This is a genomic window from Corallococcus interemptor, from assembly GCF_003668875.1.
In the GTDB taxonomy this organism is placed as follows: Bacteria; Myxococcota; Myxococcia; order Myxococcales; family Myxococcaceae; genus Corallococcus; species Corallococcus interemptor.
On record NZ_RAWM01000046.1, the window covers coordinates 12,239 to 26,079 of the forward strand.

Consider the following 13,841-nt stretch of genomic DNA (forward strand, 5'->3'; position numbering starts at 1 on the left):
GGAGGCATGCATGTCGGACGTGAAGCAGCAGCGGGTGACGGTGATTGGTGGCGGCCTGGCGGGGACGGAGTGCGCGTATCAGCTGGCGCGGCGTGGCGTGCCGGTGGTGCTGCGGGAGATGAAGCCGCACAAGCGCTCTCCCGCGCACAAGTCGGACACGCTCGCGGAGCTGGTGTGCAGCAACTCGCTGCGCTCGGACAACCCGGAGAGCGCCATTGGCCTGCTGCACGCGGAGCTGCGCGCGCTGGGTTCGCTGGTGCTCTCCAGCGCGGACCTGCACCGCGTGCCCGCGGGCGACGCGCTGGCGGTGGAGCGCGAGGGCTTCTCGCGGGAAATCACCACCCGGCTCACCTCCGGCGCGGGGGTGGAGATTCTGGGCGGCGAGGTGGAGAGGCTGCCGGAGGACGGCGTGGTGGTGGTGGCCACGGGGCCGCTGACGTCGGAGGCGCTCACGGCGGACCTGGAGCGCCACGTGGGCACGAAGCTCTACTTCTACGACTCCATCGCGCCCATCCTGTCGGGGGACTCCATCGACATGGACATCGCCTTCCGCCAGAGCCGCTACGGCAAGGGCGGCGGGGATGACTACCTCAACCTGCCCATGACGAAGGACGAGTACTACCGCTTCGTCCACGAGGTGAAGGCGGGCCAGAAGGTCGTTCCGCACAGCTTCGAGGAACCCAAATACTTCGAAGGGTGTCTGCCCATCGAGGTGATGGCCGAGCGCGGCGACGACACGCTGGCCTACGGGCCCATGAAGCCCGTGGGGCTGAAGGACCCTCGCACGGGGACGGACCCCTACGCGGTGGTGCAGCTGCGCATGGAGGACCGGGCAGGCACGGCGTGGAACATGGTGGGGTTCCAGACGCGTCTGACGTGGGGTGAACAGAAGCGCATCTTCAGCACGTGCATCCCGGGTCTCCAGAATGCGGAGTTCCTGCGGATGGGGCAGATCCACCGCAACACGTTCATCGACTCGCCCCGCCTCCTGGCGGAGGACCTGTCGTTGAAGACGGAGCGGCGGGTGTTCTTCGCGGGACAGGTGACGGGCGTGGAGGGCTACGTGGAGAGCGCGGCGTGCGGCTACATGGTGGCGCTGGCGGTGCACGCGCGGCTGACGGGCACGCCGTTCGCGCCGCCTCCGGCGACGACGGCGCTGGGGTCGCTGTACCGGCACCTCACCGGCGAAGCGCACCCGCCGGATCACCCGCACCAGCCCACCAACGTCATCTACGGCCTGTTCCCGCCGCTGTCGGGGCGGATGAAGAAGGCGGACAAGCGCGCGGCCTACTCGGCGCGGGCGAAGCAGGACCTGGCGGCCTGGCTGCCACTCGCGGGCGTTGTCGCCCAGACGGAAGGACAGACGAGCGCATGAAGCGAACCGGGATGGTGGGCCTGGTGGCCCTGCTGGCGGTGTCGGGGTGCAAGAAGGGCGAGGACAACGCCGCGCCCACCCAGCGCAGCGCCGCGCAGGGGGACACGGTCCGCAGCGCGGCGAAGGGCACGAAGGTGGTGGGCGGACAGGGGCAGCTGCTCGCGGAGGGCCGCGCGGCGGACCTGCGCCTGTCTCCGGACGGGCAGTTCGCCACGTTCCTGCTCAACGGGCAGAAGCCCCGGCTGGACGGCATCCCGCCGCAGATGCTGGTGGGGTCGCTGCACCTGGTGCCGGTGGCGGGCGGCAAGGCGCGCGCGCTGGGCGACGGCGTGACGAACGTGCCGGGCAGCCTGCTGTTCTCCCAGGACTCGAAGCACCTGCTCTACGTGACGGGCTACAACCCGGCCTCGCAGTCCGGTGAGCTGAACGTGCTGTCGCTCACGGACGCGGCCGCGGAGCCGGTGAAGCTGGGCACGGCGGTGAGCTACCTGCTGCCGTCCCCGGACGGCGTGCACGTCGCCTTCGTGGACGCGGGCACGCTGAAGCTGGGCAAGCTGCCGCAGGGCCCGTTCCAGGACGTGGCGGGCGAGGTGAGCACCGCGCAGTTCACGCCGGACGGCAAGACGCTGCTCTTCAAGCGCCGGCTGTCGGCCGCGGGCGGGCTGGCGGCGGTGACGGTGGGCGCCAGCGAGCCGCCGCGCAAGCTGGCGGATCAGGTGGGCGACTACCAGGTGTCCTCCGACGGCAAGCGCGTGGCCTACCAGGTGCGCAGCGAGGCCGTGCGCGGGATGTATGACCTGTACCTGGCGGACCTGCCCGCGCTGAAGGGCGCGAAGCTGGCCACGGGGACGAAGAACTTCAGCTTCTCCCCGGATGGGCAGTGGCTGGCGCGCACGGAGAACGGCAAGCCGGAGCAGCTGGGCGACCTGTACGTGGGCCCGGCTTCCGGAGGCCCGGGGCGCAAGCTGGGCGAGGCGGTGGAGGAGCTGGCGTTCGCGCCGGACTCCAAGGCGGTGGCCTTCCTGGAGAAGTACGACCAGCCGTCGCGCGCGGGCTTCCTCGTCGTCGCGTCGCTGCCGGACGGCGCGCCCAAGCGGGTGGGCAGCCTGGTGCCCAACTTCGTGTGGGGCTCGGACAGCCGCTACGTGGCGTTCCTGTCGCGCTTCGTGAAGCCGGTGTTCTCCGTGGACCTGATGCTGTACGCGCTGGGCCAGGAGAAGGCGGAGAAGGTGCAGGCGGGCGTGTTCGGCTACGGCTTCGCGCCGAAGAACGCCGCGGTGGTGTTCCGCACCAACTGCATCCGCAACGGCCGCGCGTGTGACTTCAAGGCCGTGGAGCTGAACGAGAAGCAGGCCGAGGCGAAGACGTGGCTGCAGGGCATCTTCAGCTACAAGATCTCCGAGGACGGCTCTCGCGTGCTCGCGACGTACGCGCGCATGGACTCGGACACCTACGACGTGGCCGTCTACGACGTGAAGTCGGGGGCGCGCAAGACGCTCGACCAGGGCGTGCAGGTGCCCGTGTACTTCGCGGGCAAGGATGACGCGCGGGCCGTCTACATCATCGGCCAGGGGCAGAACCCCGGCGTTTACAGCGCCGTCGCCACTCCGCAGTAACGGGTGACCCAGGGGCGGGAGGGCCTTGCGGCCTTCCTCCCCGGGAGCGGCGTGACGTTGAGGCGTGCACACTCGGACGGGGTGTGCTGTCTTCGCGCGCCGCATGGCACAGCTCGTCTATCGCCGCTACGGCGGCTCGCTTCAGGTCGACATCCCGGACTTCAACACCCTCACCGAGGCGGTGAGGATTCCCGCGACGCAGTGGATCGCGCTCGCGTGCCCCATGGAGGGCATCGCGTGTGATCCGCGCTTCCTCGCGCTGATGGACGCGGACGGCAACGGCCGCATCCGCGTGGAGGAGCTTCGCGCGGCGGTGGACTGGACGGCGGCGCGCCTGCAGGACCGCAAGGGCGCGGACGCGGGCAGCGACGTGCTGGAGCTCTCGGCGCTCTCCGATACAGCGTCCAACCTCAAGGGCGCGGCGGAGCTGGTGCTGCGCACGCTCAACGCGCCGGACGCCACGCGCCTGTCGCTGGAGCAGCTGCGCACCAGTGACAAGGCGCTGCGCGACGCGGGCAAGAACGGCGACGGCATCATCGCGCCGGTGACCCTGCCGGAGCGGCTGCGGCCCCTGGCCGAGTCCATCATCGCGGCCTTCCCGCAGGTGACGAACCGCGCGGGCCTGGCGGGCGTGGACGTGGGCCTGGTGAAGCGCTTCCGCGAGGAGCGCGCGGCCCTGCTCGCGCACCTGGGCGGTAGGGACGCCGTGTTCATCTGGGGCACGACGAGCCTGGAGCAGGCGAAGCGCGTGCACGACGTGGCGCCGCTGCTGGAGGGCTACTTCGTGCAGTGCCGCCTGGTGGCCGCGCAGCCGGAGGCCGCCGCCAGCCTGCGCCTGCGCGCGGACCGGGTGGAGGGCGCGCTGGGCGACCTGGGCGCCATGGGCAAGGCCGCGAACGAGCTGCCCATCGCGCCGCCCGACCCAAGCGGCGTGCTGGTGTGGGCGCGGCTGTACCGCGGCGCCGGCTACGAGAAGCTGGAGGCCTTCCACCAGGAGGTGGCGACGCCGCTGCTGCGCGACGGCGTGAAGCTGACGGACACGGCCTGGCGCGAGCTGTCCGCCAAGGCGGAGGCCATCCTCGGCTGGCAGGCGAAGCGCGACGCGAGCCCCCTGCACGCGGTGGCGGACACGCTGGCCACCGTATCGGACGAGGAGCTGGACGCGCTGGAGGCGGTGAGCCGCGAGGACCTGTCGCTCAAGCCCACGCTGGACGTCATCGCGGAGCTGGAGCGGCTGGTGCTGTACCAGCGCTGGCTGCTGCAGTTCGCCAACAACTTCATCAGCATGCCCAACCTGTACCTGCCCAAGCGGCGGGCGCTGATGGAGAAGGGCACGCTCATCCTGGGTGGGCGCAAGTACACGCTGTCCGTGCTGGTGACGGACCGCGCGGCGCACGCGGCGCTGACGGGGCAGGGGACCACCTGCATCCTCTACGTGAAGGTGCTGCCCCGCGACGCGGCGGAGAGCTACGAGGTGGCGGTGCCCGTCACCTCCGGCCGCAGCACGGAGCTCGGCGTGGGCAAGCGCGGCGTGTTCTACGACGTGGACGGCAAGGAGAGTGACGCCATGGTCACGCAGGTCATCCGGCAGCCCGTGTCGCTCTGGGAGTCGATGACCATGCCGTTCATGCGCATCGGCGCGTTCATCACCAGCAAGGTGGAGGGCCTGGCCGCGTCCGGTGAGAAGGACTTCGATGCGTCGCTGGAGTCCGGCTACAAGCAGACGGTGACCGCGCCTCCGCCTCCAGCGGCTCCTGCACCGGCGGGTGCGGCGCCTGCCGCGGCGGCTCCGGCGGGAGGCGGCCTCGCCGGAGTGCTCGCGGCGGGCGGCATCGCGTTCGCGGCGCTGGGCTCTTCGCTGGCGTTCATCCTCACGCAGGTGAAGTCGCTCACGCTGGTGGACGTCATCACCGCGGCCACCATCCTGGCCATCGTGGTGATGGCGCCCGCGGGCCTGCTGGGCTGGCTGAAGCTGCGCCGGCGCAACCTGGCGCTGCTCCTGGAGGGCTCCGGCTGGGCGCTCAATGACAGGCTGATGCTCACGCGCGGCGTGGCGACGCTCATCACCCGCAAGCCGAAGCTGCCCAGGAACGCGCGCGTGGACCACGCGGACCTGGTGCGCGGGGCGCTGCGCCACACGCAGGACGACGACGAGACGGAGACCATGTCGCTGGGGGCCCGGCTCGGGCTCACGCTGCTCATCCTCTTCGTGCTGGGCTGGCAGGTGCGCGTGCCCGTCACGGAGTGGCTGTGCACGTACCACTGGCTGTCCGAGGACGCCTGCCGCGTGCTCCTGCCCAAGCTGGTGCCGTCCGAGCTGCCGGGCGCGCCCGCTCCCTCGGGAACGGCGCCAGCGGCCGCGCCTGCTCCGGCGCCCGCGAAGTAGGGCCAGGCTCGCGGGACGACGCGAATCTTGCGAGGCTCGGGGAGGCCCCTAGGCTTCCCCGACCATGTCGACCCTGTCCCCGCTGCTGGAGCAGTTCAAGGTCCACCTCGAAGGTGAGAAGGGCGCATCCCCTCACACGGTGCGCAACTACCTCATCGACCTGGTGGACTATGAGCGCTACCTGGTGGAGCGGATGAAGCTGTCACTGCTCGCGGGCACGCACGCGGCCATCCGTGGCTACCTGGGCACGCTGGCGGTGGACCACGCGCCCACGAGCCGCGCGCGGCGGCTGGCCAGCATCAAGTCGTTCTACAAGTACCTCGTGCGGCAGAAGCTCCTGTCCGCCAGCCCCGCCAAGCTGGTGAAGAGCCCCAAGCTGCCCAAGTCCCTGCCCAAGGTGCTGCCGGTGGAGGAGGTCTTCGCCATCCTCGACATGCCGGACGTGAAGACGGTGCTGGGGCTGCGCGACAAGGCCATCCTGGAGATGCTGTACGGCGGCGGCCTGCGTATCAGCGAGCTGTGCGGCCTGGACCTCCTGGGCGTGGAGCGCTCGAGCCGCATCGTCCGGGTGATGGGCAAGGGCAGCAAGGAGCGGCTGGTGCCGCTCAACGCGAAGGCCATCCAGTCCCTGGAGGCGTACCTCGCACGTCGCGGCGAGCTGCTGGCCACGGTGCACGACGGGCAGGACCCGGACGCGCTGTTCCTCAACTTCCGGGGCGGCCGGCTCACGCCCCGGAGCATCGCGAGGCACCTGGACGCGTACGTGCTCAAGCTGGCCCTGGCGCGCAAGGTGAGCCCGCACGCGATGCGCCACTCGTTCGCCACGCACCTCCTGGGAGGCGGCGCGGACATCCGCAGCATCCAGGAGCTGCTGGGCCACGCCAGCCTGTCCACCACGCAGAAGTACACCCACGTGACCTTCGAGCAGCTGCAAGAGGTCTACGACGCCGCGCACCCGCGCGCGTGAATTGAATCCAGACATTCCCTGAAGTCAGTGAAGGCAAGCGGCCTGCCGTAGGGACTCAGACAATCCTGGGGGGTGTCTGGATTTCCGGTGGAGGCTTGTTGTAGAAGCGCTCCGCCTCGCGGCCGGCGGTGCTCTTCATCGCGGATTCGCGTCTCCTTCTGGACTAGCACTGACATGACGATTCTCGCGATGCCACTCCGCTGGGCGTGGCTCCTGACCTGGGTGTGGCTGACGGTCGGGCTGGTGGTGCCTTCGACCGCGGACGCAGCCTGTACTCCCGCGACGGAAGTCTGCAACGGCCAGGATGATGATTGCGACGGCCGGGTGGACGAAGACGGCGTCTGTCGTTCGGATGCGCTCGCCTGCAGTTGTTCGCCATTCACCTGCCAGGGGCTGGGAAAGAACTGCGGGGCCATGCCGGATGGGTGTGGTGCCTGGTTGAACTGTGGCACGTGCAGCTCCGGAATCACTTGCGAGGACAATGTCTGTCAATGCACCCCGGTGACCTGCGCCGACCTCGGAGTGGCATGTGGCCCGGTCTCCGATGGCTGCGGGGGAACCCTGCAGTGTGGCACCTGCTCCCTGAACGAGACGTGCACGAACGGCCAATGCGTCGCACCGCCTCCTGCGTGCCCGCAGGGGTACTACAAATGCTGTGACGGTTCATGCAACACGAACCGTCTGTGCCCGGGAATCGCCTGCAACCCTGGTGGCGCCGACTCATGATGACTCGAATTGCATTCGGCTGTTTGTTCGCGGTGTTGGTGGCCTGTAGCCCTGCACAGCCGGGCTCGCCTCGGGATGGCGAGTCGCTCCGGACGGCGGACCAGAAGTTGGCGGTGCCGGCGGGGACCCTGCTGGCCACGGAAGTGGGGCCGGACGGCGCCGCGGTGGGAAACCTTCAGGGACAGGCCGGCGTGGGCGCGGACGGCTCCGCCACCTATTCGATTCCTCTCTGGGTGCCGCCCGGCCGGGCCGGGCTCCAGCCGTCGTTGTCCCTCAATTACCGGAGCAACCTTCCGAATGGGATTCTGGGAGTGGGATGGGGCTTGTCCGGCCTTTCTCAAATCACCCGCTGCCCGAAAACCGTGGCGTCGGATGGCGTGTCCATGCCGGTGACCTTCACTCAAGCGGATTCATTCTGTCTGGATGGGCAGAAGTTGATCGCCGTGAATGGTCAGTACGGTGCGACGGAGACAGAGTACCGGACCGAAACGGATACGTTCTCCAAGATCGTGTCGCACAACGCCGACGCCAACGGTCCTGAATCCTTCCTCGTCTACACCAAGGATGGTCGCATCCTCAAATACGGAGGTTTCGACGGAATCCTCCAGGGAAACCGGGTTGCAGTCCGGCCCGAATATGAAAAGAACTACACCACCACCCATGACACGGTGCCGAGCCGGTACGCCTGGCAGCTGACCCGCATCGTGGATCGCGCCGGCAACGCGATGTCATTCTATTACGGCTGGGTGTTGTACAACGCGGCGGATAGCAGCTATGAGCATGCGTTGCACCGCATTGAGTATACGTGGCGTCTGGATGGCTCGCAGGGCTCTCCCCGCTCTGTGTACTTTGAGTATGAGACCCGGCCCGCGAAGGACATCCGGACGTCCTATGTCGCTGGACTCAAGATCAGGTCCAGCCTGCGACTCAAATCCTTGCAGATCAGCGGTCCCGACGAGACTGGCGGGGTCATCAGGCTGCGGACCTATATGTTCGGCTACGTCCAGGAGGCAGGCAGCGACAGAAGCCTGCTCTCCTCGCTCACGGATTGCGACGGCGGGGGCAAGTGCAAGCGCCCCATGACCTTCGAATGGACCCAGCCCACGAACACCTTCACGACCGTGAACACCGGGATCACGGAAGCGTCCATCACTCCTGAGTTCGCGATCCTTCAGCCGGGTGACGTCAATGGGGATGGCCGGGATGACCTGATCTACCGGGCACCTGCGGCCACCCAGTATTCCTACAAGTGGAGGGTGGCCTCGAGCACGGGTACCTCCTTCACCACGCCCGTGGACACGGCGCTCCCGGAGACTTGCGGGTCCAACACTGACGGCGAGGACGGCCGCTGGTTCGACTTCAACCTGGATGGCCTGCTGGACGTCAGCATCGTCAAGAAGGATGGCTGTTATGTGTCGCCGCCTCGCACGATGATGAACTACGTGGGGGGCAGCAGCGGGTTCTCCCTTACGGGCCCGGGCCCGGCCGGGAGGATGTTCCTGGCGGATCTGGACGGAAATGGCCTGATGAACCCTGTTCAGATCACCATGGATGGTCCCAATGGACATCCGCAGTTGTCCTTCCGGCCCATCATCCAGGGAACCCTGTGGGCCTTCCAGCCCATCATCATCGCGAACGAGTGGCACGACTTCATCCAGTACGCGGTCAACCTGGATGGCTTGCCCCGGAGCAGCCTGTTGATGGAGCGGAAGCAGGTCGATAGCCGGGGTTTTGTCAACAGCGTATCCAATCGCCTCTGGGCACTGGAGAGGCGGATTGGCGGCTACGTGAAGACGGAGACGACCCTGCTTCTGCCTGGTATCGACGAGAAGCTCTATCTCTTCGCCGACATCAACGGAGATGGATTGCCGGATGCCATTCTGAGCAAGGCGGACGGTGGCGATATTGAAATCATGATGAACACGGGCAACGGCTTCGCCGCGCCCGTGGCCCAGGTGCTTCCCGCGTATGCGAAGCTCAGCTCCTGGACCTACGACAATGGCGTCCGCGTCCTCGACTACAACCATGACGGGCGCCAGGACCTGCTGTTGATGGACAAGAAGGGCTCGGACCGGGCCCACTTCGTCCTGCTGTTGTCAAATGGCACCTCATTCGAGCCTCAGCCTCTCATGGACATCCCCGTGTCCGACGAGGCCGGGGCACGCCGCAATCAGCTCTCCCGGGTGCTCGACATGAATGGCGATGGACTGGCGGACTTCGTCCAGCCGGTGAATGGCCAGCTGGTCCTCTACCGCCAGAACGGTCAGCTCCCCGGGCTGCTCAAGGGGGTGAAGGACAGCATGAGCTCCGGCACCACCTTCACCTATAAGCCCATCTCCGACACCACGGTTCATGCTCGCGGTACGAACTGCGGATACCCCACCTCCTGCGCCCGCCAGGGACAGTGGGTCGTCGCCGAAAGCCAGACGGACGCGGGCGAGGGACATCCCGCGCGCATCAGGCGGTACTTCTACGAGGACGGACGGTTCGACGTCACCGGCCGCGGCTGGTTGGGGTTCAAGGCAATGACCGTCCAGGACGTGCAGGCCGGCTCGGAGACACGGACTGAATACGACGTCACGACGCAGGTCGACACCTTCTATCCCTATGCGACGACACCGATCCGTGAGCGCGTCCGGATCCAGTTCGAAGGCCGGACCACGGAGCGCGAGCGGGAAATCCATTACAACTCGGTGCTGCGGGGCGGGACGGTTGCCGGCACGAAAGTGATCTCCATCTTCCCGGGGAACGGGACGGAGACGGAGCGGGACTACGCCACTGAGGCGGGCCCCAACGCGGCCTCCGGGTTCGTACGAACCACACAGACTTCATGGAACTATGACGACACCTACGGCAACCTCTTGGAGAAGACGCAGAGCACCGTGGGCGGCGACCAGGTCGCATGGCATGCGGAGTATTCCAACTCGCCCTCGAACTGGCTCGTGGGCTTGCCGACCCTGGTGACGGAATCCAGCACGGTCAATGGCCAGACGGTCACCCGTCGCAAGTCCATGACGTATGAGCCCGGGACGGGCTACCTCCAGAGCGAGACGTCCGAGCCGGGAGACCCGGACCTGGAACAGACGACGACCTTCGTCCGGACCCCGGAAGGACTTGCTTCGCAGGTGATACGGAGCGGAGCAGGAATCCTGACTCCCCGGGTGACCCGATTCACCTACGACTCCGTCGACTGCGTGTTTCCAGCGTCCATCACCAACGCGGCCGGGCATGTGACGGAATTCGCGTACCATCCAGGCACCGGCGTGCTGGCGGCGGTCCGTGACGAGCGCGGGGTCGAGACGCGCTGGCAATACGACGGGTTTGGAAGACTGAGAAAAAAGGATGCGCCGGATCAGTCGGACACGGAGGTTCATTACACGCAGCTCATCACCGGGTCGCTCTACAAGACCCGTGTGACGACGTCCGTCGCGGGAGGTCAGACCGTCACCGTCGATTACGACCGGTTGGGTCGCTCCGTACGGTCGACCCGGCTCGCATTCAATGGCAACCAGGCCGTCACCACGACGGAATTTGATGCCCTGGGCCGGGTCTGGACGGTGACCGATCCGGACCCGCAGGGGGGAGTCACGGGTAGGGTGACGACCTACGAGTATGATCCCCTCAACCGCCTGCTCAAGACGACCCATCCCGATGGGACGGTGGCGACGAACTGGTACCGCGGCTATCCCGAGGGTTTTCAGACCACCACGACGGATGCGAATGGCAATTCCCGCCGTTTCTTGAACGACGTGAACGGGCGGGTCATCAAGAGCATGGAGCGGACGTCGTTCACCGCGCCGTGGCTGGAGACGAAGTATCAGTACGCGCCCTTTGGACAGCTCCAGCGGGTGTTGGATCCCCAGGGGAACGAAACGCTCCTGGGCTATGACCGGCTCGGGCGCCGGACCTCGCTGAGGACACCGGATTCGGGCCTGACCACGACGCACTATACGTCCCTGGGAGAGATTGACCGGACCGAGGATGCGTCGCAGGTCGTGACGACCTATCTCCGGGATGCGCTGGGACGGCCGGTCACGGTGACCAGCAGCCGGGACGGAGTCGACCACTTCACCTGGGACACGCCGGTCCAGGGGCCCAGCGTCCCCGGAATGCTCATGAGCAGCGTGCGCGAAGGAGATCCGGCGACGTCCGCGGACGACATCGCCGTGGCCTATGGCTATGACAGCCTGGGCCGGCTCACGCAGGAACAATGGCGGGTGGAAGGGCGCGCGTATGCCATTGACCGGAGCTATGACACCTACGGCCGGCCCCTGAGTCTGGAGTACCCGGCGGTCGCGGGGGCGCGGTTTCGCCTGGGCTATGAGTACAACTCCCAAGGCTATCTGACGAACGTCAGGGACCTGGAGACGTATCTCTCGAAATGGACGGTCGTGGGCCGTAACGCACTGGGGCAGCTCACGTCCGAGAGCCTGGGCAATGGCGTGGCGACACAGCGGTTCTATGATTCGATGGGCCGGCTGCGATTCATTGACAGCAAGAAGGGAGCGGTTCCGTTCCAGCAACTGGCCTACGATTACCAGTCGAACGGCAACATCAGCAGCCGGCATGACCGGCTTGCGCGGACGACCGAGGACTTCCACTACGACGGATTGGACCGGCTGAACGAATGGATCATCACCCAGAACTGCCGCCAGACCCTCCAGTCCTATTCGTATGACGATCTGGGCAACCTGCTGGGCTGGACCTCCAGCCTTGGGGCGAGCCAATCCGAGACCTTCACCTATGGCGCCGGGACAGCGGGGCCGCATGCGCTGACGGGGTCGCAGGCAGGGAGCTACGGCTACGACGCCAGTGGCAACCAGACGTCCGCGCCAGGGCGGACGGTGGAGTACACGGGCTTCCACCTGCCTTCCCGCATCACGGACGGTCAGCAGAGCGTGTCGTACCGGTATTCCGCGAGCAATGACCGGACCGTGAAGCGGCATTCGGACGGGACGGTGACCACGTATGTCGGTGGTCTCTACGAGGAGCGCCGCGAGCCGGGAGGCGCCGTCACGCATTCATTCCACGTGAGCGCGGCGGAGCGGGGGATCGCCGAGGTGACCTGGCGGGTCGAGGCCGCTTCCGGGGCGGCACTCAAGAAGCGGTGGCGCTACCTGCACTCGGATCACCTGGGCTCCACGGAGTCGGTGACGGACGAGGCCGGCCGCGTCGTGGGCCGGATGAAGTACGACCCCTTTGGGGCGCGGCGCCATCCGCTGGACCTGTCGTTGAAGTGGCAGGGGGCCTCGCACGAGGTCCGCCATTCCTTCACGGGCCATGAGCAGGATTCAGAGTTCGATCTCGTGAACATGCAGGGGCGCATCTACGACCCGAGGCTGGGCCGCTTCCTGAGCCCGGATCCCGTGGTGCAGGCGCCTTTGTGGGGGCAGTCGTTCAACCGGTACAGCTACGTGTTGAACAACCCGCTGCGCTACACGGACCCGTCGGGCTTCATGTCGATGGAGCTGATCTACTACTACGACAGTTGGTACGGGTCGGAGGTGGGCTTCAGTCCGGGGGACTGGTCCTCTCCTGAGAACCGCGGCCCCACGGTCGGGTATGGGCCTGGCCTTTTCGAACGTTCCCCGAACTACGATCCGCTCAAGCCGTTCGAGCTCAACTTCAACGATACGGCCGAGACTCAATACGATCATCTGCGGTACTACGAGTTCGGCTTTGGCTTCACCACGGAGACGATCCAGCTCGAAGTCTCGGTGACGTTCAATCAGAACGACGTGGATCTGCTGCTTGCCCGCCTGACCCAGGGATTGCAGGGCGGGACGATGGGGGTCGTGGCAGGACTGCTCCCCGCGAGTGAGCTGCTGCCGGTTCCCGAGTATCAGTCCGAAGACTTCTACCACGGGTATGGTTTGGGGCTCGGACTGGTTGGGTTGGCTGAGCTCTATGCCGCCTCCGCGATGATGACTTCCGGCGGGGCAGGGGAGATGGGGGGCGGTGCGCTCATCCTGACAGGAGAAGGGGCTCCCGTTGGCCTCCCGCTCGTCGCGGTGTCGAGCGCCGTGATTGCGGGTGGCATGGTTGTGGGAGTCGAAGGAACCGCTGACGCCCTCAAGGGAATCGCCGTCTTCAATTCCAACCAGGGCGGCTCATCCAGTTCGCCTCCCAAGGCCAAGGGGACACGGACCAAGAACTGGCTGCCGGGGGATAACCCCGACGAACGGGGGCCGCCGAACGGAATGCTTGAGAAGAGGAACAAGCAGACCGGTGAGCTGCAACAAAAGCGGTTCTATGATGAAGAGGGCAGGCCTTTGCGGGATTTTGATTATGACCATGAACACGGTGTTGGCGCCCCCCACGTCCACGACTGGGTGCGACGAGGAACCAAAGCGCCCCATCCCAGCCGGGGGCCGGGTCGCCCTCCATTGCCAGTCGAGGACCCATGAGCCAGAAGAAGCCGCCTGTTCATGATGCTGAGATTGTTGGGGTGCGAGTCGATCGCATCGGCAATGCCTTGTCGTTCGACCTGATTCTTCCAGAAAAAGGGAAGGCGGAGCTGGTGTTCCAGGGTGCCGAAGACTGGCGCCTCAACGCCTTCGGGGTGCAGAACGTGTTGTTCGGTCTCCAGGTCTGGTCAGCGGAAGTGCCAGACGTGGCCGAGGCGTGCGCGGAGTTGGCGATTGATGCTTTCTGGGTGGAGAGGATTGTCGCCGGCGAATTGACCCTCTACGAGGTGGAGCCTTCAGTGGGGCTCAACGGGTATGTCATCGCCAGGAGCGTTGCCTTGACGGGCGTGTGATGAATGGGTGA

The 13,841-nt window shown here is 66.6% G+C and carries 6 protein-coding genes; all 6 read left to right on the top strand.

All coding sequences use genetic code 11. The features are described from left to right. Window positions 1-10 precede the first annotated feature (10 nt). The 6 genes from trmFO (at window position 11) to D7X96_RS18555 (ending at window position 13,830) form a co-directional block, all read left to right on the top strand. Complete coding sequence (gene trmFO, locus D7X96_RS18530; RefSeq protein ID WP_120547874.1) at window positions 11-1,375, top strand: methylenetetrahydrofolate--tRNA-(uracil(54)-C(5))-methyltransferase (FADH(2)-oxidizing) TrmFO; 1,365 nt, start codon at window positions 11-13, stop codon at window positions 1,373-1,375. Next, window positions 1,372-2,991, top strand: coding sequence for a TolB-like translocation protein (locus tag D7X96_RS18535; RefSeq protein ID WP_121770335.1), 1,620 nt, complete (start codon window positions 1,372-1,374; stop codon window positions 2,989-2,991). Before trmFO ends, D7X96_RS18535 begins: the two co-directional genes overlap by 4 nt. A 103-nt stretch (window positions 2,992-3,094) precedes the next feature. Beyond that, window positions 3,095-5,377, top strand: coding sequence for a kinesin (locus D7X96_RS18540; protein ID WP_121770336.1), 2,283 nt, complete (start codon window positions 3,095-3,097; stop codon window positions 5,375-5,377). Between the two features lie 64 nt (window positions 5,378-5,441). After that, window positions 5,442-6,344 carry a tyrosine recombinase XerC gene (locus D7X96_RS18545; RefSeq protein ID WP_121723162.1) on the top strand — a complete coding sequence of 301 codons (903 nt, stop codon included), beginning with the start codon at window positions 5,442-5,444 and terminating at the stop codon, window positions 6,342-6,344. A gap of 722 nt (window positions 6,345-7,066) precedes the next feature. Beyond that, window positions 7,067-13,477 carry an RHS repeat-associated core domain-containing protein gene (locus D7X96_RS18550; protein WP_158626599.1) on the top strand — a complete coding sequence of 2,137 codons (6,411 nt, stop codon included), beginning with the start codon at window positions 7,067-7,069 and terminating at the stop codon, window positions 13,475-13,477. After that, the gene (locus D7X96_RS18555) at window positions 13,474-13,830 is read left to right on the top strand and encodes a hypothetical protein (protein WP_147442715.1); all 357 of its coding nucleotides are present in this window, start codon (window positions 13,474-13,476) and stop codon (window positions 13,828-13,830) included. Before D7X96_RS18550 ends, D7X96_RS18555 begins: the two co-directional genes overlap by 4 nt. The last annotated feature ends 11 nt before the right edge of the window (window positions 13,831-13,841 follow it).